Origin of the sequence: Wolbachia endosymbiont (group A) of Andrena helvola, assembly GCF_964028415.1 — a bacterium.
GTDB lineage: Bacteria > Pseudomonadota > Alphaproteobacteria > Rickettsiales > Anaplasmataceae > Wolbachia > Wolbachia pipientis.
In genome coordinates this window covers 833,870-854,815 of the sequence record NZ_OZ034779.1, presented here as the reverse complement: position 1 = coordinate 854,815, position 20,946 = coordinate 833,870, and the positions used below count along the sequence as shown (strand labels likewise).

The window sequence follows — 20,946 nt, the reverse complement described above, 5'->3', positions numbered from 1 at the left end:
TTTAGCGAATTCACTTGATAATAAGTTACCGCTTTTTTAATAATATGCAAATACTTTTCACTTCTATAGGCGTAAATAGTAAACGGGATTTACTTATTCTTAACATTTATACTAATAAGTGCCGTTAATTATAATAACTAGATTCTTAGATGACATCACTTAACCGATGCAAAAAATAGAAAACGTTTATAAAAAGGGACAGAAACCTATCCCTTTTTATTTTGTTGAAGATTATTATATTGTCTGATCTTTCCCTTTCAATGCTTCAACTGCAACATCTTTTAATTTTGAGGCAACTTGATATGTTCCATAAACAGCAGCAACTGCAGCAATTGCCATTATGGCACCCGCAACTATCTGACCAGCAACACCTGTTCCGATAAATCCAGGTAATGAAGCAGCTATTGCTTGATTTGTTCCAACAAAGTAACTGGCAGTCTTAGCAAGAAACCCAGAAGCTTCTGCTGCACTAACAAAGCCTGCTTTCATATGCATTGCTGTAAAGACAACACTTGCAACTGCAAGCGGAAATAATGCTGTTCTCCCTTTATTATGCATAGCGTACTGACCAGCTCCACCAGCAGCACCAGGAATTCCCCAGTATTTTTCAGCTTGTATATATCCTTCTGAAATAGCATGAAAAATGCCATCCTCTTTTCTATACTCATAATTTGTTAATGCCATAACTCTACTCCTTAAATAGAATGTTAAAATTTCATTAAGGAAGCATATAGTAAAAAAAATTGCCTGTCAAGTAAACTAATTTTTTAATATACCTTTATTCTGTAATTGAGCGCTTCAGCAATGTGTGCTCTTTTTACTTCTTCACTTTTTGCAAGATCTGCAATAGTTCTTGCAACTTTTAATACGCGTGTGTAGCCTCGATTGGAAATGTAATTTTCTTTCAGTACGTATTTTAGCAATTCTAACCCTGCCTGATCTGGTTCAGTAAATTTATTAAATGCTTCACCGCTTACTTCTGAATTGCAACGAATATTTAATTCACTATAGCGCTCAGTTTGAACTTTTCTTGCTGCTATCACTCTTTCTCTTATAATTTTAGTACTTTCTCCCTCCACAGAGATTTCAGGAGAGAGTATGCTAACGTTTGGCATTTCAATGCATATGTCTATTCTATCAAGCAATGGGCCTGATATTTTGTTTTTGTAATCTGTGCCACACTTTGGAGCTTTGTTGCACGATCTGCTTGCATCACCTAAATAACCGCACCTGCAAGGGTTCATTGCAGCTATCAGTTGAAAATTGGCAGGGTAGGTTATGTGAGCATTTGCCCTTGCAACGGTAACTTTTCTATCTTCAAGTGGTTGGCGCAGAGAATCAAGCACGAGTCTTGGAAATTCAGGTAGCTCATCAAGAAATAACACGCCATTGTGAGCCATGGTAATTTCTCCAGGTTTTGCATTCTTTCCTCCCCCTATCATCGCTGGCATAGAGCATGAATGATGAGGTTCACGAAAGGGACGAGTTACTTTGAATATTTCATTACCAGTTTTTGTTATGCTGGAAATAATATTAACATCAATCATCTCCTGTTCGGTTAAATCAGGCAGCAACCCTATAAAGCGTTTAGCAAGCATTGATTTTCCAGTACCAGGAGGGCCAACAAGAAGCATATTATGCCCACCTGCTGCTGCAATTTCAGCTGCTCTTTTTGCAACAACTTGGCCTTTGATATCCTTCATATCGGGAACCAATCTTTTTTCTTTGGGTGCATCACTATAATTAAAAATTACTGGCTGAATTAATTGCTCACCCTTAAAGTGTCTGATAATATCAGTTAATTTCTCTATAGCCAGAATTGAAACATTCTTCACCCATACAGCTTCTACACCATTTCCTCTCGGGCAAATTACTCCTTTATTGTCCTTTTTTGCATTAATTGCTGTTGGCAGCACACCTGAAACTGGAATAACTCTGCTATCAAGAGCCAGTTCACCCATGATTATATAAGACTGAACTTTTTCAACTGGTATCACATTCATTACAACAAGTAGTCCAATAGCAATAGCCAAGTCATAATGACTGCCTTCTTTCAGCAAATCCGCAGGGGAGAGATTAACTGTAATTCTTTTTGGAGGTAGTAGTAGATTGATTGAATTTAACGCTGCTCTGATGCGCTCTCTGGATTCTGCAACAGTTTTATCCGGCAAGCCAACAATATTGACTGCTAGTACAACATTGCATAATTCTATTATGCCTATTTTGATCAAAATTTGCAAGACTTTTTATGCGAAATACTATGTATAAGTGGTTGTGGTTGATTTCAATTTGATGAATTAACATTCTAATAATATTTTGCTTAGTCTGCCAATCTACCAGATCAAGTTTTGATTCAACACTTGAGGAAAAGTTTTTCAAGCTATCTGTAACAAGGCTCAATTCTTGTTGTAATTTCTTTTGATCAAGTACTTTTTCTTTTTCCTCCTCAATTTCTTTCAAATGCTGTTTCATTGTTGTAATTCTTGGCTCAAATTCTTCTTGGCTTATAAACCCTTTGGCATAGCTATCGATAAATTTTTTGATACTTAATCTTAACTTACTTTCTTGCTTTTCACGTGTTTGATTATGTAAAGGTTTTTTGTTCTCTGACAATCTACGTTGATATTCATTTGCAATCCTATCTGGCTCTTTTAATATACTCTTAACTTCCTCCCATACGACTGTATCGAGTACATCAGTGCGTATTGATTTATTATCGCAGATTTTATTGCCATTAAATTTGCTAGAGTTTGTACCAGAGCAACGATAGTAATAATATGTCGACTTTTTATGAACGTGGTTTGTACCACAATAAGTATATTGACAACGTTGGCATACCATTAAACCTTGTAATAAATATGTTTCTCTTCTTTGCCGTACTCTTGCTCTTTGTCTATTTTCAGCTAATTGTGTTTGCACTGAATCAAATAAATTTTCATTGATTATTTTTGGTACTGGAATATAAGTCCAATTCTCTTTATCACTATTAAAGCGACCACTTTTAAGTTTACCACAAGTTCCTTTTTTTGATTTTTTTACTTGTGGTTTTGAGCATGTCCTAGTTTTACCATAAGCTGCTTGTCCTATATAAGCAGGATTTTTTAACATGTTCCAAATAGTGCTCCTTTTCCAATACCTTTTTCCTGTTCGTGTTATTATCGGTATCTTATTCAGTTCATGTACAACTTCTCCTATACTTGCTCTTTCTTGGCCAACCCGACTAAATATTTTACGCACTATATTTGCCTCTTCTTCATCAACCTCAAATTGAGCACTTCCTTCACCTACATGTTTTGCTATGTAGCGATAACCGTAAGGCGCCCTACCCATCACACTTATACACCCAGCTTTGGCCGCATGAAGTTTACCTCTACGGTTTCGTTCCATAATCTTTGCACGTTCATACTCTGCTATTGCTCCCTGAATCTGTAGAAATAAATGGGAATCAGGATTATCATCAAACTTATGATTCAAAAATACTATTTCAGATCCAGCCTTTTTAAACTCTTCGAGTAAGATCATTTGATATGAAAATTTACGTGATAGCCGATCAGGTGAATGAATATATATCTTATCAATCTTACCTTCTGCTACTCTATCACGTAAACTCTCTAAGCCAGGACGTTCTAAATTTGATCCACTATAACCATTATCGACAAACCTGTGCTCATCTAATAACTCATGTCCATCACTACTAATGCGACGCTCCAGTTCTACAATCTGACTCTCTATTGTATTCTCCTGTGCCTGTTGTCTTGATGAAACTCTTGCATACAAGCTTACCGTTACCATTTTCTTCTACCTCCTTTATTTTATATTTCAATAATTGTTCATAAGCATTTGCCAAATATGTACTCGCCAATCTGTGAGGTTCATAACGGCAATTAATAGTTAATTCCCCTTTTTGCATGTTTTTCTTCCTGTGAGTTTTTTTATAAGGTTAGGAGACTCCTATTAAACTAAATCAACGCACACCTTATTTAAGAAAGCTGTCTAGTTCACACAAATTCTCCCTAATAAATATACAAGATTTGAAAAAATTATGTCCAAAAAATCTTTGCTTAAATTATCATATTATATATGATATAGCTTATTTAAAGTATCATGAATGTTTATCCAAGTAATGAATTCTGGGAGAGTGATTTAGAAGTTCCTGTTAACCTCTTACTAGAACGTTTTCAGGATTCTAATGTACGTCAATCTTGGTTAGATTCCCTTTCTGGTAAACAACTTAGCATCATTTTTCAGCATTGCTTTAAAAATCATTTAAATGGGCAACTTTTTCAGGACGGAAATTATGACGATAGATCCACTCAACAAAAACGTAAGATACTTACCAGTTACTCTGACTCTCTTTTTGACTATTATCTCATTAGCTACTTTGATCGTACAAAACTTGAGGCTACAGTTAGTGAAGTAGCAAGATTTGCTCTGACTGAGAAGTTAATGAGATCGTACCTGGTAAAAAACAATACCAAGTATGATAAAAGATCCTTATTGTTTTTACTATTTCACATAAATTGTGAACTTCTAAAATCTGTCTATCACTTTGATAAAGTACAAAAGAGAGGTTTCGTATCATTTGCTCTACAGAAATCACCAAGACAAATAAACACTTCATTCAAGGAATTTATGTCACAAGAAGCTGTAGAGCAGATACTGAAGTTTGAAAACCAATTGCAGGGTTTTTTCCATCATCAAGATCGGATATATATGTTTGTACGTCGAGGAAGTGACATGGATTTACTGCTTAATTCAAACAAAGTTGTTCATGGCCATAAACCTGAGTGGATGATTTTAGATTTTTCGATTGATGGTACAAAGGTTAATCTCTGTGCTAAAAATACCAATAAAGCTGTGGAAATAGCAAATAGTATTGTAAGTGGTTATTTTAACTGCGAATGTACTTTTGTAAATATACAAGATAAGAACTTTCCATTACAAGTGTACAAATTTCTTCAAGCATGTATAGATGGTTCTGACCCTGACATTTGTATATTTGAGTTAAATTTTAAGTCAGATTATTTTAAAAATAGTAATACATATCTTACTTTGAGTGTAAAGCCATATGATCCTATTGCACCAGAGTTACATATTTTAAAGCCAGCTATTGGCAACATACTACAATCTATTCAATCAGCTAAAGTAATGTTCCAAAACAAAAAGGTAACATTTTCTTTCAAAATAAGTGGGGAAGTTTATTATTCAGAGCATCCACTCAATAAAAAAGAAAGAGAGGACCTGAAGAAACATATGGAACAATCTTATGGTCTTAAAATCCTTTCACGAGCAAATTGCTGATCTTTTAAGTTTGAATAATTCCTGGATCAATCCAAGTCAAAATCATATTAAAGCAGCAAGATACTTATTTGATCTTGGATTGATAAAAATGCAAGAAAGGTGCTATATTGTTTGTTCTCGTGAAGAAGATCATCTTGATTGGCCGAATGTAATTGATCCAAGTTGTAGCAATGAGATTTTTATTGATCCAGACTTTGATGAAGCATGTGATGACGCTATTTGTGAAAACTGCTCTCGTCATATTTTGCCTAATACTTATAAAAAACAGAGATTTCATCTCTTATCCATATACTTAAATACAGAGAGAATCATAGACTGGTTTGAAATAAAGTTGAATGATTCAAGACTTATGTGGGAAAAAGTAGAAAAAGGAGTTTATTATATTTGTAATCAAGGTCGCATTGTAAATCTAATAATCCTTGATTTTTGTACTGATGCGATATTTTTAACAATAGATAAACTTAGAGTCCATCCGACAGTTCTAATCACTCTAAAAAAAGATATACCGAATCTATTATTGAGTTTATATGTAGTGCCAATGGTGAAACTGTTTTGTCAGCTTAAAACTTTAACTGAGATATTTCAAGAAGCAGCTAAAAGAGGAGTACCAGAGGTAGTAGAAAATACTTCTTTGCAAGTTTTACCAGCTTCATATATTTCGCTTAAACGTATTGAACCAATTATACCAACAAAGCTTTTGGAGTTACAAGTAGTTAAAGGTATGGTATATGTTAATAGTATTGAAGTTATAAATAAAAAAGCTGCATCATGTCTTAATATTTTTCGAATATTATTTAGGCAATTTTTACATGACTGCGAGAAAGAGTTACCACCTGAAAAACATACGCTTCTCAATATTAATCAGTTAGAAAAGCTCTTGGGACTTAATTTAGAAGCAGATTTAGAACAACAAATCAGAAAACCATTAAATAAAATGCAAAGAACAATCAAATCTATACTTGCTGAGAAATTAGGATTAAGTATTGAACGTGATGATGTAATACAAACACTTGGTTGGCAAAGATCATCACATGGTTATCGTATTAACCCTTTTACTTTGACTATAAAAAAATAGAATCAACTATGTTTTTTAAAAATTTTCAGCTCCATGAGTAAATTTTCCAACTCCACGTGCAAATGGTCCTGTTTTTACATCAAGCCATTTATCTTCTTTTGAACCATTAGCCATTCCTTTAACTATTTGCTTTGCTTGTAAAAGCTCCTGAACTATACGCTCTAGTCTATCCCTTCCCATACTATGAAAAACTTCAGGCAATCTATGTCGTTGTTTATGTATTCCTGCACTTCCTGTATGAGTAAATGGATGTCCTGAACTAGCAGCTCGCGCAATTGAATCAGTAAGATATATTTTAAGATCTTTATCGCTAATATTTTGAGCTTTTAATTGTTCAGTAATGTCTTCCAATAGCCCTGTTTCTTCATTTCTTAGGTAAGTGCGTATGGTACGATCAGCCAGGCCATTTGCCTTAACAACAGCTCCATAAAATAGTGCATTTTGTCTTGGGATTTTTCCAATTGACCTAAAAATCATTGGTTTAGTCATATCTTCAACAGGCCAAAAAGCAAAAGAACACCTGACTCCATTTACGAGAGCAGAAGTACCTCGAATAGCATCTCGTGCTTGCTCTACTGTTGATATAGGCTTTTCTCCCTTCAGCTTTCTCATATGATGTGCAGTAATTATTGAAGCCCCAGTGCTACATGCTAAATCAGATAATAAACACATGAGATAATCCCCTACTGCTGGATCAGCATTTAAATCTGCATGAATGAAAGAAGCAAGGGGATCAAATATAATGAGCTTTAAGTCCTTTATTCTCCTCAGCTGCTTCATTACCGACTCAAATTCTGGAGATATTTCTACAACTTTACCGCGAACATTCTTAAGTATGGCAAAAGATCCTCCTATATTTGGCAGTGGTACAATAAATAGCCTATCTTTATATTTTAATCTTTCACATTTGGGATCAAGTCGTTCTAAGCGACGATGTATTTCATTTGTATCATCTTCTGCAGAAAATACCACAACAGATCCGTGTTCAGTAACAAGTTGGCCAAATCCGCATACCTGATCTATGCTAGCTGCAACCTTGAGGGCTAGGTCAAGAAGAAGCATACCTTTACCAGTATCACCCATTGCAGCTAAAATAGATGTGACACCCAAAGGAAATAATCCTTCAACTAAGAATCTTTGCTTTGGTACTGGACCTACAAAACGCTCCACACTCCAGCTAAAAATATCAAGCGGTGATTTAATAATTATTTTTCTTGAGTTTTTTTCGATGAAGTCAAAAATATCTATATTCTCTTGTACAGCATCAGCAGCATCCCAACTCCTTAGTTTATCTGGTGGAATCCTAAGCGTAGCAAGTGATGCAACACCAAGTTCTAAAAGTTTCTTTTCAGCGTTTTTAGCATATTTATTACCTGCTTCATCATTGTCTGGCCAAATGATAATATGTTTACCTTTTAGCGGAGTCCAATCTGTTTTATCAATAGGTGCATTTGCTCCAAACATTGCTGTTGTTGCAGTTATTCCTTTCTCTATAAGTACTTCTGCGCATTTTTCTCCTTCAACCAGAACAACCTTATCTGATTTTAAGATACCTGGAATGTTGTAGAGCGGCCTTATCTCTGGCTCTTTGAATCTCTGCTTTTTAGCATCAAATGGTTTAAACTGTTTTTTCTCTAAAGGAGGATCATAACGGTAGACTATTACAATCAATTGGTTATTTTCATCGTAGTAGTTCCAACTACAAGTCAGATATTGTTCTAGATCTCTAATATTATTTTTTTCTTTGATGCCAAGCCATTCACTTATTGAGAGCATTACTTCAGGAAATTCTGTTTTCGCATTCTTCCCGTGTACCGTTGCCCAAAGATCAATAATGTCACCACCTTCTCCCGTTGCAAAATCTTTCCATAATCCGGCTCTTTCGCCTGTTAACTCTATTACAGTACTTTTGCCCTTGTTACCCTGTACATCACCTACATAAAACTTATCACCACGAAATGTCCCTCCTGGTAGTAGGTAAAAAAGACAAGATCTGATGTTTTGCAAAAGCTGAGTTTTTAGCTCTAGCATAGTGTCGGTTTTTGTGGATAAATTAAGCCGTAGCTATAACTTTAGAGTTCTGCCAACGCCCATTTACTCTGCTAATGAATTTTGCTGGTATTGATTTACCGTTTCTTAGCTCATATACTACTTGCAAGACATTTGCACGTTTATTTGGTTGAAACATTACCATACCAGATGTATAAAAACTTCTTAAAGCATTAGCACCAATTAAAGCTTGAAAAGGACTTTTTGCGAGTGTAGCTGTGGATACTTTTCTGGTATGACGTGTAATAATTATTCCAGCCATAGGATTAATTATAGAACGTAGTTTTTCTATTCTACTTTGCAGGCCAGAAAATATATTTTCATAGTCAATCGAATCCAAGACGATAAGATCTATCGTTTTAAATTTTTCCCCTATGATCTCTTTTATTCTCTCTATACCTTCATCATTTAAAGTTAATCTCATCTTTGTAGTAATGATCAAGTTTTCTTCTGCTAGATTTGGTAGCCTTTGATTAGTTATGATTTGTTGTATGCGTTCCCTGATATAATTGTACTCCATCTCATTTTGCAGATAGACTATTTTTAGTGGCCTTGCTGACTTCATCTTAAGAAACGACACTCCTGCTGCAAGATGTGCAAGCAAAGAGAGAAGAAAATAACTTTTGCCAACCTTTGGCGTACCACCAATGACTAAAAGACCACCTGGAGTGAGAATTCGTGGAGCTATTATGTCTTCTGGTATTGGTGATTGATCACTTAAGTACTGCTTTACAGAAAATATTTTTTCTTCTCTTTTCCCCCCTTTTTTTTCTCCACTCTTTGATTTTTTATTGAGCCACTTTCTAGCAGAATATATATCACCCTTAATTAAAATCCAAAGATCAATAATATCACCACCAGTTCCTTCAGTAAAATTACGCCAATCACCAGCTTCCTTACCTACTATTTTAACTGTAATTGTATTTCCATTTAAGTCTCCAATATAAGTTTTTTCTCGGTAAAACTCACCATTTGGAAGTAGGTAAGAAACACACTCCTTGATATTATCAATCAATAACATCTTTAACTCTTTTTGCTTTTTAGACATAAAATTCCCATACATATTTTTCATACGTGTAAAGTTGAGATTAGCTAGCTCACAAACAGTTTCAAAAGATTTTGAATTCAGCCAATTAATTGCTTCTTCTCTTAGCTTTGGGTTTTTTCCTACTGCGTCCTGAATACCTCTAGTAACGACAGCAGACCAAAGCTTTTCCTCGTCGTACTTCAAAATGGTACTCTGTCAATTTCATAATTTTTGCGGTATTCTGGAGTAACTACCGAAGCAATTTTGTTCTTCTCTCCATATTCATCAGTTATAACACCTACCTTTACTGTAAACTCTAAGCCATTTAATTCTGCAATTGAATTTAGCTTACGAGCAAGGATTGCACTTTCTGAGTTATCATGTGGATGAATGTCACGTGCTGATTCCAAGATACTGCGAAGCATAGAGCGACCCATTTCTCCCCAAGTATCTTCTGCTTTACTACTTTTAATACCAATTATTTGGTAAATCTTATGCTTTTCATATAGACCTTCAATAACGGTAAATTCTGTATTTAAATAAATGCTACCGGTAGTGGGGCTTTTAGTAAACCAATGCTCATAACCTCCAGGCTTGATTGTCATTTTTACCTTTACTATTGTACCTTTAGGTATTAGTCTACTTTGCGGTTTTACAGTGTTAAAATCAGTTAATAGGTTTTGTAACATATATCACTCTCCATGTTTAAATTTTAAAACTTGCTTTTAATCTTTGTAAGCAGCTTACCTAAGTGTGGTTCTTCAAGCATACTCAGGCGTCCACTACGATCCTTAGCTGGGTATCCCCAAGGATTTAGAGTATGGCAAACAAAAGAGCGTTTCTCCGTTCCATCATCTCTCTTGATTCCAACCATACTGATTACTTCATCAACTATTCCAGGAATTTCACTAGCAGTTTTAGCCCCTTCGCATTGAGGTAGCCAAATTGGACGATTGAAATCATCGAGATATTGACCTAAAGTGCCAACTATGATGATGTCTTTGTCTCTGATGTGTTGAAATTGATTGAGCCAAGCCATCATTTCCTGAGCAAGTAATCCATAGGCAGCTCTCATATCCTGCTTTCCTGATCTCTCAGAAAAAGCTTCAGGTTGCATTTTTGCCCATAATAGACATAAACGTGAAGCAACGGTTATACTATCTACAAAGATGCATCGGTATTTAGAAAACTCAGAAAAAAGATCTTTGTACTTACGAGATACATGTTCATGGTGTCTTTGGCTATATGCTTGATCAGACTTCAGCGCAGGATTAGGCCCCCCTATAAGACAAGCAATATCTCTAGCTTCATTCCAAGTGCGAAGACTAATTGAATCTCCTTGCCAATCTTGAACAGCAAGAAGCCCTGCTTCAAAATCAAGGCAAAGTGTTGGTTCATCTACGGTCTTTAGGAGACTTGTTTTACCAATACCATAAGGACCAAAGATGACCATTTTTACAGTTGATATTGTTTGCAATCTTTCATTATTATTCAAAATTTTAAGAACCATTATTTATCCATGCTACGATGTATATATATACAAGAAAGGCAAAAATTTTGTTCAATTTTTCTTTTTGCCTTCGTAGTAAATAGGAGAAAGTTTGGCACGTATCTTCTTGATAATATTGTTTAAAGTGGTTCTTGAAACGTTGTTCATTTTGGCAACTTCATGTAAGTTAAAAAATTTAAGTTGCTCACATATATTTTGCCATTCCTTTGGTAAAACCGAGATCATATAGTCTACATCAATGCGTTTTGTTATTTCACCCTCAAATAGCTCTGTTACATCAATACTAATGTAATTGTTGATATCACGTTTTGCACATCGCTGTTTCTTTAGCAAGTTAATAGCTTTATTTTCAGTTAATCTTGCTACAAAGGTATTAAAGCTACTTTTGTCTTCATCATACTGGTCAAGATATGGCCAAATTTCACAGAAGAGTTCTTGCTCAAGATCTTCGTGAGCTTCATTAATAAAGCACTTAGCAAGTTTTAGTCTATAAGCTTGATATTTTACATTTTTAATAACTATATGGTAGTTTTGTAATTTCATAACTTTCCTTAAAAACAAATTGATGCTTTTAAGGATGAGAGTTATTAATGCTATTATGTAGGACAGGAGCAAAAATAAATAATACTGATGCGATTTTTAATCTATTGATATTCTGTTATTTTTTTTTGAGAATAATACTGATGCAATTTAAAATAATACAGTTTAGGTTTTTGGAATCTATTTTAAATGGATTTCAATATTTTTAAGAATGGGTAGCTCAGGCTTCCTAAAGTTATATTAAAAATATATAAGAATTTCATATTTTGAAATTCAATATCACCTAAAGAGCTAAAAATGTGGATTTCGCTATTAAAAGAATAGCTTAAATTTTTAAGAGGAAAATAGTTGAAAAGTATGCTCTCTATAACCTTAAGTTCCGTTCCTAATTACTGGCTTCCTAAATCAGGAATTAGGAATCAGGAATCTAGAATTAGCCTGTATGGCGGGTTTTCACCATGCGTTCCTAAAACCGTTCCTAGGAACGGCATATCTGAAGTCCGCCAATATGGAGGATTCTAGCTTCCTGAAACCCTTATATATAATATATATATATAATACATATATAAAAATATACACATATATAAAAACATATAAAATATAAGAGTAGAATAATAAAAACCTCTAAAAGTAGAGAAACCCGTTTGAAAGGTCTTCAAATTCAAGAATTATAAAAAAAAATTCCTAAAAATTTGAAGATTTTTTGGACGAAAATTTTTCAAATCTTGTATATATATGTACACAACAATTGAAAGGCTTGGTAAACAAACTGGCTGTAAAAGAGTTTTTATGTTAGTTGTTAAATTTCGAAAATTAAAGATTTTTTGGACGTAATTTTTTCAAATCTTGTATATATATGTACTCGGCAATTGAAAGGAAATGCTCACCCTAGATCTTGGCAAACAAACCGGCTGGACTATTTTAAATGATGGAATAGTGCAAAGTGGAAGTAAGAGTTTTCATGTTAGCAGGTTTAGTGGTGGTGGAATGCAGTTTTTAAATTTTCGTAATTGGCTTAATTCACTTAAGTATAAATTTCCAGGCATTGAAGTTGTATACTTTGAAGAAGTGAGAAGACACTTGGGAACTGATGCTGCACATATCTATGGAGGGTTTTTAGCACACCTTTCTGCTTGGTGTGAAGAAAGTAATATTCCCTATCAAGGTGTTTCGGTTAAGACTATTAAACGTTTTATAACTGGCAAGGGCAATGCAAGTAAAGCTGATGTAATTGAAGCAGTGCAGGAAAAGGGTTTTTGTCCAACAGATGATAATGAAGCAGATTCTTTAGCATTAATGTTCTATGTTATGAATTTTAGTAAAGATTTCAATACGTTGAAGATATCATAAAAAGTGGGTCCTTTTGGCCAGGCTGGCGGGTTTGGTGGTCCCGACCTCGGGCCTTCTTTAGCGTTAGACATATTTCAAATGTTAACTACTTACGAAATTATAGCTGAGCAGTGCTAAAATAAGGAGAAAAAAAAGGTGAGAATTACGCAAGCAGAATGGGCAAGGGAAAAAGGGTTTTCGAGGCAATATGTCTGTTCTTTAGTAAAAAAAGGAATAGTTGAGCTGGAAGATGGACTTATTGACCGAGAACAAGCAAATGAAGCGGTAGCAGCAATAAGAGATCCAAGTCAACCACTGAGAAGAAAAGAGCGCGGAGAAATACTTTCAACGATATTGCTAAAAACGCGAATAAAAAATGAAACCGAACGTGGTAAACTTTTGGAAGCTAAAGTGAAAGCTGAAATAGGCAAATTTGTGTCAATTGAAGAGGTAAAAACTGAAGCATTTAACGTAGCAAGAGTTGTCCGTAATAATTTGCTTAATATTCCAAATAGAGTTTCAGCATTGCTTGCATCACTGAGTGACACTGAAAAGATTCATATGGTGCTAACTGAAGAGATTACAAACTCATTACAAGAATTATCTAATACTAAATTTCAAATATAAGAAAGATTTTGAATATAAAATGGCTAATAACTTAAGTTTGGAGTTAATAAAGTGTCTCATTAATCAACCTGGATTAGATGTTAATGTCAGAGGATTAAATGGAAAGACACCACTACATTGTGCTATAGAATTTGATGAATTAAGTATGGTGGATTTGTTACTCACGAAGAAGAACATTAATCCTTTTGTGGAAGATAATGAAGGTAAAACATCTCTTGATTACGCCAAAGAAGAGAAAAAAGCAGAAATATTGAAAGCGTTAATTAGTAACAAATACGGGTCAGAACAAGATAGTTTACTTCATTTAGCTGCAATGATAGGTGAAGTTAATGCAGTCAGATATTTGATAGGAAAAGGTATTGACGTTAATGTACGAAATGCTCTGCATCATACGCCATTACATCTAGCAGCAGGAATAGGACATGCAGAAGTTGTAAAGATTTTGATAAGAGAAGGAAAAGCTGAAATAGATGTCTTTGATGCGCGAAATCAGACACCAATGCACTATGCAGTTAATAATAAAAAGTTAGAGATAGTAAAGTTACTGCTAAAGCTTGGAGCAGATGTAAATAGTGCACGTATGGGACAAAACTCAATGAAATTGTCGCCTGTTCATATAGCTGTAAGTAATACTAATTACGATGAAAGAGATTTGTGTTTGGATATCCTCAAATGCTTAATAAGGGAGCCTAATGCTCAAGTCAATTTGCAAGACTACGAAAATAAAACACCACTACACTATGCTGAAAGACTTAAAACAATAGAAGTTTTACTAACGCGAGAAGATATAGACCCTCTGGTAAAAGACGATAGCGGCAAGACACCATTTGATTACGCTAAACCTGAGATAAAGAAGGCTTTGATGAGTAATAAATACGGTTCTGAAAAGAATAGTCTACTCCATTTAGCTGCACAAAGAGGAGAAATTGAGATTGTAGAGTCTATCTTAAAAGAAGAAATTGATATTGATATTTCAAATAATAAAGGTCTATCACCGATTTACCTTGCTGCAGAAAAAAGGCATTTACATGTAGTAAAGTTATTGCTGACAAAAGGAGCAAATTATACACCTGTTCTGCACTTAGCAATCAAGTCAAATAATTTAGAGTTGCTAAAAACTTTATTTAAAGAAAAGAGCATCAAATTACCAGACGAGATAGGCAAGTCTGTACCAGTTTATTATAGGTGTATAGAACATAGAGATGCAAAAGTAAGAAAATACAACAATGTGATCTGTGTTTTTACCTCAGTAAGTGCAGTAGCAATAGCGGTATGTATAGGGTTAACAGCAACAACAATAAGCAGTGCAATCATTTTTGCAACAATAACAGGGATATTTGCGCTTATTATAGCAATAATGATAAGTGAGATGAGCAAAAGATATATAGAAAACGAATTTCAGAAAAAGATGTTTATGGAATTGGAGGAGTGTGGAGGAATAAACTCTACTGTTAACAATATTGAGATAGAACCAATTATGAGTAGATGCAGACAATGATATACGCTAGAGCTTTTTCTGAAGGTTTAAGACCAGATCCAGAGCTTAAAGTATCAGAGTGGGCGAATGAGTATCGAGTTTTAGCGCCAACTGCAGCATCAGAGCCAGGTAAATGGAGAACAGAAAGAACTCCTTATTTAAAAGAAATAATGGATTCACTATCTCCATCTTCGTCAGCGGAGAAAGTAGTATTCATGAAAGGAGCGCAGATTGGGGGAACAGAAGCTGGCAACAATTGGATTGGCTATATCATCGATCAAACACCAGGACCAATGCTAGTAGTACAGCCAACAGTCGAAATGGGAAAACGTTGGTCGAAGGGAAGATTTGCACCGTTGATAGAGAGTACACCATGTTTAAAGAGTAAAGTAAAAGACCCAAGATCAAGAGACTCAGGCAATACTGTACAAAGTAAGGAGTTTCCAGGTGGAATAGTAGTAATAACTGGAGCGAATAGCAGTGTAGGACTTAGATCCATGCCAGTAAAATATCTCTTTCTTGATGAAATAGATGCCTATCCAGGAGATTCAGGAGGAGAAGGAGATCCAGTTTTACTCAGCATAGCTCGAACCAATACATTTGCACGTCGAAAGATTTTTCTGGTATCAACACCAACGATTCATGGAATAAGCAGAATTGAGAAAGAATTTGAAGCAACAGATAAGAGATACTTTTTTGTACCATGTCCGTATTGTAATTACTATCAAGTTCTAAAATGGTCACAAATAAAATGGGAAAATAATGATTCGAGAACAGCACATTATATTTGCATAGAATGTAGCGGAAAGATAGAAAATCATCAAAAGACAGAGATGCTTGAGCGTGGAGAATGGAGAGCTACAGAGGCAAAAGAAGGTGAGAAAAAAGGATTTCATCTTTCAAGTCTTTATAGTCCAGTTGGCTGGTATAGTTGGCAACAAGCAGTAGAGGACTTTCTCCATGCAAAGGAAAGTGAACAATTACTGAAAGTTTGGATAAATACCACGCTTGGAGAAACCTGGGTAGATAAAGGAGAAGTACCGGACTGGAAGCAATTATTTAACAGGAGAGAATTTTTTCAGATTGGCACAGTACCAAAAGGCGAAGTAGTTCTCACAGCAGGAGTAGATGTTCAAAAAGATCGCTTGGAAGTAGAAGTTGTAGCCTGGGGAAAAGGCAGAGAAAATTGGTCAATAGACTACCGAGTATTTGAAGGAGATACAGGAAGTGGAGAAGTATGGAAAAAGCTTTCAGAGCTGTTAAATCATCATTTTATCGGTGAAAATGGGCTTGAATATATGATAAGTATGATGGCAGTAGATGCTGGATATGCAACGCAAGAAGTATACAATTGGATAAGAGGTCATCAAGGCTGTGGAAGAGTAATGGCAGTCAAAGGTGTAAATAAAGCTCTAGTACCACTTAGCAGTCCAAGCAGAGTAGATATAACAGTTGGTGGGCAAAAGCTGAAAAGAGGAATAAAGCTCTGGCCAGTAGGAGTATCAATATTAAAGTCAGAACTTTTTCAATTACTTAATGTTTTAAAAGAAGAAGAGAAAGTGCCAGCAGGGTATTGTCATTTTCCCGAGTATGCACCTGAGTATTTTAAGCAGCTAACGGCAGAGCAGTTAGTCAGCAAGGTAGTAAAGGGATACACCAAACAGGAGTGGCAAAAGGTAAGAGAAAGAAATGAAGTGCTAGATTGCCGAATTTATGCGAGAGCTGCATCTATTGCGCTTGGAATTGATAGGTGGCAAGAAAATAAATGGAATAGTTTAAGTGAAAAACCAGAAAGTAAAAAATCAAAGAAAATAGTGAAAAGTAAGTGGATCAGCAAGTAGTAAATGTATAACGAAGAGTATTTAGTTCAAATTGAAGAAGCGATAAAGAAGCTGCAAAACGGAGAGCGAGTGGTATCAATTGCATATGGTGACCATGTGGTGAGATATGCAGAAGTAGATATAAATGATTTACTAAGCTTAAGACAACGTATTAAGGCTGAACTAAAGATTGTTGGAATGAAGCCGAAGAGGAAAATTATTTTTGCTACTAACAAGGGAGTTTTGTAATGTTACTAAAATCATTCAAACAACTATTTAGCAAGCCAAAAATCAAAAGCTCAGCCTGGGATGCATCTGGCTCAGGAAGAAGGGTAATGTATTGGCAAGGAGAAACGGGAAGCATAAATAATTTACTCTCTCAAAGCCTTGAGCACTTGCGTAGCCGCTCTCGTGATATGGTAAGAAAAAATCCATATGCAGCAAATATCATTGATACAATAGTAAGTAACTCGATTGGAACAGGAATAAAACCGCAATCAAAAGCTAAAGATCCAGAGTTTCGGAAAAGAGTGCAAGAGTTATGGCTGAGATGGACAGATGAAGCAGACAGTAGTGGAGTAAATGATTTTTATGGACTGCAAGCACTGGTTTGTAGGAGCATGATAGAAGGCGGGGAATGTTTCATACGGTTAAGAACAAGAAAACCTGGAGATGGTCTGTGTGTACCGTTGCAATTACAAGTGCTTGAATCTGAACACTTAGATAATAAAACAAATCAAACTTTAGCAAATGGTAATGTAATAAGAAACGGGATTGAGTTCAATAGACTTGGGCAAAGGGAAGCATACTACCTATTTAAAGAACACCCTGGTGAAAGTACGTTTGGAGAATCAGTAAGAGTACCAGCAAACGATGTTTTACATATCTATAGACCACTAAGACCTGGGCAAATTAGGGGAGAGCCATGGCTTTCTAATATACTGCTAAAGCTCTATGAGCTTGATCAATACGATGATGCAGAGCTAGTGAGAAAAAAGACAGCGGCGATGTTTGCAGGATTTATTACGAGACTCGATCCAGAAGCAAATATTTTAGGAGAAGGTGAAAGTAATGAGCAAGGAGTAGCACTATCTGGTTTAGAGCCTGGAACAATGCAGCTTTTAGACCCAGGAGAAGATATAAAATTTTCAGAACCATCGGATGTTGGAGGAAGTTATGAAGCATTCATGAGACAGCAGCTGAGAGCAATAGCAATAGGTACAGGAATAACATATGAGCAACTAACTGGGGATCTAAGTGGCGTTAATTATTCATCAATCAGAGCAGGATTAATAGAGTTTCGTAGGAGATGTACAATGTTACAGCATAACATAATGGTATTTCAGTTTTGCCGTCCTGTATGGGATAGATGGTTAGAGTTAGCACTACTTTCTGGAGAACTAGACATAGGTGAAGAATGGACAAAGGGAAAAGAAGGAGCAAAAAAAGAAGTAAAATGGATACCACAGGGATTTGATTGGGTCGATCCGCTAAAAGATCAGCAAGCACAGCAAATGGCAGTAAGAAATGGATTTAAGAGTCGATCAGAAGTAGTATCAGAAATGGGTTACGATGTAGAAGAAATTGAGCAGGAAATTGCTGAAGATCAAAGACGTGCAAGTGAACTGGGCTTAAGTTTTGATTCTGACGTTACGGCCAATCAAGAGGTGATATGAAACAACAATGGCTAAACAGATGTGTAATGGTAGAACCAAGGAGTTTTGAATTACTGTCACTACAAACAGGAAAGCAGCCTATCTTTAAAAATATAAAACATGCAGTAAGAAATAGTGAAAGAGGAATAATACCGATACATGGAATCTTGACAAAAAAGTCAGAAACTTTTGATGATATTTTTGGAATGACTTCCTATAATCAAATAGAAGCACAAATTACACAAGCAATAGAAGATAGTGATATAGAAACAATCCTGTTGGATATAGACAGTCCTGGAGGAGAGGTCAATGGAGTGTTTGACCTTGCTGATTTTATTTACAGTGCAAGGGGAAAAAAGAGGATAATAGCGATAGCAAATGATGATGCATATTCTGCAGCGTACGCTATAGCTTCTAGCGCTGAAAAGGTATTTGTGAGTAGAACTTCAGGAGTAGGAAGCATAGGAGTAATAGCAAGTCATATAGATCAAAGTGGGTTTGATGAAAAACAGGGAATAAAATATACGACAGTATTTGCAGGAAGTAGAAAAAATGATTTAAATCCACATGAGCCAATAACTTCTGAGAGTTTAGAAAACCTAAAAAGCGAAGTGAATCGTTTATATGGAATGCTGGTTGAGCTAATAGCACGCAATAGAAACCTTTCTGTAGAGGCAATCAAATCAACAGAAGCAGGGCTATATTTTGGCGAGAAAGCAGTAGAAATAGGTCTTGCAGATGGAATTACAATTCTTTCAGAGTTTAAATATATTAATAAAAACAGGAGTATTACTATGAACGAACAAACTATAACTGACCTAAAAGAAGAAACTAATAATTTAACTAAGTATCGTACTGAAGTTCTTGAATTAATACGTTTATGTAATATATCAAAGATGCCAGAGAAAATAGGAGAATTTATTGAGCAGAGTGTAAGTGTTGAGCAAGCAAGGGAAGTTTTAATGGAATTACTTGCAGAAAGAACAAAGAAGACAGAGATAATAAGTACAATACCACAGAATTCAGGAGAAGAGTTGATGATGCAGGTAGCGAAAAGTCGTAGGCATTTAAAATATATAACAAAAGGAGAAAAGCAAAATGAGTAGTATAACAGAACAAAATAACCTTGGTGATCTTCTAAAATATGAAGCATCAAATTTATATTCACGAGATCAAATAACTGTTGCCAAAGGACAGAATCTCAAGCTTGGTGCAGTAGTTGCTAAAAAGACTGAAGATGGTTTTATTAGGGTCTTAAATCTAACAGCAACCGATGGCACACAAACGGCAATAGGAGTAATTTCAAGTGATGTAAACGCAAAGGAAAATGCTAAAGGAGTAATTATTGCTCGCGGTGCAATGCTAGCAGATCATGCAGTTGTATGGCCAGCAAATATCACTGAAGAGCAGAAAAATGCAGCAATAAAGCAACTTGAAACACGAGGGATCATTATCCGTAAAGCAGTCTAAAGCTATATTAAACAATAAAAAACACAAAGGGGGAAAAGAAAAAATGCAAAATCCATTTACAAATACAGCATTTAGTATGACGGCACTAACTAATGCGATGAATATATTGCCGATAAATTATGGACGGGTTGAAAATTTAAATTTATTTCCAAGTAGGTCAGTAAGATTTAGACATATTACCATAGAAGAGCAAAATGGAGTATTAAGTTTACTACCAACGCAAGTACCCGGAGCACCAGCAACAGTAGGAAAAAGAGGAAAAAGAAAGGTAAGAACATTTACGATTCCACATATTCCGCATGATGATGTAGTGTTACCAGAAGAAGTACAGGGAATAAGAGCATTTGGATCAGAAAGTGAACTTAAAGCGCTGGCAGATGTAATAACTGACCATTTGCAGCTAATGAGAAATAAACATGCAATAACGTTGGAGCATTTGCGTATGGGAGCGCTGAAAGGAATAATTCTGGACGCAGATGGCAGTGAATTGTTAAATCTGTACAACGAATTTGAAATAACACCAAAAGTAGTAAATTTTGCACTGGGAGCAGCGATAACTGATGTAAAACGTAAGTGTCTGGAAGTATTGAGGCACATAGAAGATAATCTAAGTGGTGAATATATGACAGGAATTCATGCTTTAGTAAGCCCTGAGTTTTTTGATGCACTTACTTCTCATGCTAAAGTGAAAGAAGCATATGAGAGATGGCAAGAAGGAGCAGCGCTAAGAAATGATATGAGGTCAGGATTTACGTTCTGTGGAATAACGTTTGAGGAATATAGAGGACAAGCAACTGATCCTGAAGGAACCGTGAGAAGATTTATAGAAAGGGATACGGGGCACTGTTTTCCAGTAGGAACAGCAAGCACATTTACAACATATTTTGCACCAGCAGATTTTAATGAAACAGTGAATACTCTTGGACAGCCACTCTATGCAAAACAAGAGCCAAGAAGATTTGATAGAGGGACTGATTTGCATACGCAGTCAAACCCTCTGCCAATGTGCCACCGTCCAGCAATACTAGTCAAGATCGTTGCAACATAGGTAGAGCAAATATAAAGC

The 20,946-nt window shown here is 35.5% G+C and carries 19 protein-coding genes; 11 read left to right on the top strand and 8 right to left on the bottom strand.

The annotated features are described in order from the left end of the window. Nucleotides 1-234: 234 nt before the first annotated feature. From ABWU73_RS04430 to ABWU73_RS04420, 3 genes are all read right to left on the bottom strand, one after another. On the bottom strand, nucleotides 235-684 hold the full coding sequence (locus ABWU73_RS04430; protein WP_264329516.1) for a hypothetical protein: 450 nt from the start codon (nucleotides 682-684) through the stop codon (nucleotides 235-237). 83 nt (nucleotides 685-767) lie between these two features. Continuing rightward, entirely contained in the window at nucleotides 768-2,231 is a 1,464-nt protein-coding gene (locus ABWU73_RS04425) for a YifB family Mg chelatase-like AAA ATPase (protein ID WP_341817379.1), read from the bottom strand. Then, nucleotides 2,161-3,792 (bottom strand): recombinase family protein, encoded by a 1,632-nt coding sequence (locus tag ABWU73_RS04420; RefSeq protein ID WP_353285458.1) that lies wholly within the window; start codon nucleotides 3,790-3,792, stop codon nucleotides 2,161-2,163. The genes ABWU73_RS04425 and ABWU73_RS04420 overlap by 71 nt, the downstream gene beginning before the upstream one ends. A gap of 312 nt (nucleotides 3,793-4,104) precedes the next feature. Here ABWU73_RS04420 and ABWU73_RS04415 point away from each other — a divergent pair, with 312 nt between their 5' ends. Then, nucleotides 4,105-5,301 carry a hypothetical protein gene (locus ABWU73_RS04415; protein WP_007549549.1) on the top strand — a complete coding sequence of 399 codons (1,197 nt, stop codon included), beginning with the start codon at nucleotides 4,105-4,107 and terminating at the stop codon, nucleotides 5,299-5,301. Beyond that, the gene (locus ABWU73_RS04410) at nucleotides 5,267-6,376 is read left to right on the top strand and encodes a hypothetical protein (RefSeq protein ID WP_012673262.1); all 1,110 of its coding nucleotides are present in this window, start codon (nucleotides 5,267-5,269) and stop codon (nucleotides 6,374-6,376) included. The genes ABWU73_RS04415 and ABWU73_RS04410 overlap by 35 nt, the downstream gene beginning before the upstream one ends. A 15-nt stretch (nucleotides 6,377-6,391) precedes the next feature. Here ABWU73_RS04410 and ABWU73_RS04405 read toward each other — a convergent pair whose 3' ends face one another. From ABWU73_RS04405 to ABWU73_RS04385, 5 genes are read right to left on the bottom strand one after another with little or no spacing between them, the layout of a single operon-like run. Beyond that, on the bottom strand, nucleotides 6,392-8,407 hold the full coding sequence (locus tag ABWU73_RS04405; protein WP_264711412.1) for an AAA family ATPase: 2,016 nt from the start codon (nucleotides 8,405-8,407) through the stop codon (nucleotides 6,392-6,394). 22 nt (nucleotides 8,408-8,429) lie between these two features. Continuing rightward, a complete protein-coding gene (locus ABWU73_RS04400) occupies nucleotides 8,430-9,656 on the bottom strand; it encodes an AAA family ATPase (RefSeq protein WP_264711411.1) in 1,227 nt (408 codons plus the stop codon). Beyond that, nucleotides 9,653-10,141 carry a hypothetical protein gene (locus tag ABWU73_RS04395; protein WP_264337671.1) on the bottom strand — a complete coding sequence of 163 codons (489 nt, stop codon included), beginning with the start codon at nucleotides 10,139-10,141 and terminating at the stop codon, nucleotides 9,653-9,655. The genes ABWU73_RS04400 and ABWU73_RS04395 overlap by 4 nt, the downstream gene beginning before the upstream one ends. 23 nt (nucleotides 10,142-10,164) lie before the next feature. Then, nucleotides 10,165-10,962, bottom strand: a complete 798-nt coding sequence (locus tag ABWU73_RS04390) for an ATP-binding protein (RefSeq protein WP_341817331.1) — start codon at nucleotides 10,960-10,962, stop codon at nucleotides 10,165-10,167. A 51-nt stretch (nucleotides 10,963-11,013) separates the two neighbouring features. Further along, complete coding sequence (locus ABWU73_RS04385; protein WP_236514589.1) at nucleotides 11,014-11,505, bottom strand: RNA polymerase sigma factor; 492 nt, start codon at nucleotides 11,503-11,505, stop codon at nucleotides 11,014-11,016. Between the two features lie 876 nt (nucleotides 11,506-12,381). On the opposite strand from ABWU73_RS04385, the gene ABWU73_RS04380 reads away from it, so the two are divergent. The 9 genes from ABWU73_RS04380 to ABWU73_RS04340 all read left to right on the top strand — a co-directional run bounded on the left by ABWU73_RS04380 (nucleotide 12,382) and on the right by ABWU73_RS04340 (nucleotide 20,928). Next, nucleotides 12,382-12,852, top strand: a complete 471-nt coding sequence (locus ABWU73_RS04380) for a Holliday junction resolvase (RefSeq protein WP_077188250.1) — start codon at nucleotides 12,382-12,384, stop codon at nucleotides 12,850-12,852. A gap of 135 nt (nucleotides 12,853-12,987) precedes the next feature. Next, entirely contained in the window at nucleotides 12,988-13,458 is a 471-nt protein-coding gene (locus ABWU73_RS04375) for a hypothetical protein (protein ID WP_264711409.1), read from the top strand. Nucleotides 13,459-13,477: 19 nt separating this feature from the next. Further along, a complete protein-coding gene (locus ABWU73_RS04370) occupies nucleotides 13,478-14,956 on the top strand; it encodes an ankyrin repeat domain-containing protein (RefSeq protein ID WP_264711408.1) in 1,479 nt (492 codons plus the stop codon). Next, the gene (locus tag ABWU73_RS04365) at nucleotides 14,953-16,776 is read left to right on the top strand and encodes a phage terminase large subunit family protein (RefSeq protein ID WP_341817332.1); all 1,824 of its coding nucleotides are present in this window, start codon (nucleotides 14,953-14,955) and stop codon (nucleotides 16,774-16,776) included. Before ABWU73_RS04370 ends, ABWU73_RS04365 begins: the two co-directional genes overlap by 4 nt. A gap of 3 nt (nucleotides 16,777-16,779) precedes the next feature. Next, a complete protein-coding gene (locus tag ABWU73_RS04360) occupies nucleotides 16,780-17,004 on the top strand; it encodes a gpW family head-tail joining protein (RefSeq protein WP_187297528.1) in 225 nt (74 codons plus the stop codon). Beyond that, entirely contained in the window at nucleotides 17,004-18,431 is a 1,428-nt protein-coding gene (locus tag ABWU73_RS04355; protein ID WP_264337665.1) for a phage portal protein, read from the top strand. Before ABWU73_RS04360 ends, ABWU73_RS04355 begins: the two co-directional genes overlap by 1 nt. Then, on the top strand, nucleotides 18,428-19,516 hold the full coding sequence (locus tag ABWU73_RS04350) for a S49 family peptidase (RefSeq protein ID WP_236515170.1): 1,089 nt from the start codon (nucleotides 18,428-18,430) through the stop codon (nucleotides 19,514-19,516). The genes ABWU73_RS04355 and ABWU73_RS04350 overlap by 4 nt, the downstream gene beginning before the upstream one ends. Beyond that, a complete protein-coding gene (locus tag ABWU73_RS04345) occupies nucleotides 19,509-19,880 on the top strand; it encodes a head decoration protein (RefSeq protein ID WP_164224825.1) in 372 nt (123 codons plus the stop codon). Before ABWU73_RS04350 ends, ABWU73_RS04345 begins: the two co-directional genes overlap by 8 nt. A gap of 43 nt (nucleotides 19,881-19,923) precedes the next feature. Further along, nucleotides 19,924-20,928, top strand: a complete 1,005-nt coding sequence (locus ABWU73_RS04340; RefSeq protein ID WP_164224824.1) for a major capsid protein — start codon at nucleotides 19,924-19,926, stop codon at nucleotides 20,926-20,928. Nucleotides 20,929-20,946 lie beyond the last annotated feature (18 nt).